Source organism: Winogradskyella poriferorum, from assembly GCF_050618035.1.
GTDB classification, from domain to species: domain Bacteria; phylum Bacteroidota; class Bacteroidia; order Flavobacteriales; family Flavobacteriaceae; genus Winogradskyella; species Winogradskyella poriferorum_A.
Genome location: NZ_JBODPY010000043.1, coordinates 1 through 267 on the forward strand (window position 1 = coordinate 1; position 267 = coordinate 267).

Consider the following 267-nt stretch of genomic DNA (forward strand, 5'->3'; position numbering starts at 1 on the left):
ATAAACTACAAGATACTGTTAGAATTATTTCTGGGTTGTATGGTTTGCTAAAGCCAATGGATTTGATGCAGCCCTATCGATTGGAAATGGGAACTAAATTTCCTGTTGGAAAGAATAAGAACCTTTATGAATTCTGGAGAAAAAAGGTAACTGAAGAGCTTAATAACGAACTTGAAGATGGTGAGCTTTTCTTAAATCTTGCAAGTAATGAATACTTTAAAGCAATAGATACGAAGGCTTTAAAAGTTCCTGTTATAACTGCTAGTT

Annotated in this window: 1 protein-coding gene; it reads left to right on the forward strand. The window is 33.3% G+C overall.

Features of this window, described 5'->3' with window-relative positions; all coding sequences use genetic code 11:
* Positions 1-267: YaaA family protein (locus tag ACRHOC_RS14855; protein WP_431159410.1), on the forward strand; the 267-nt coding region annotated here is incomplete at both ends.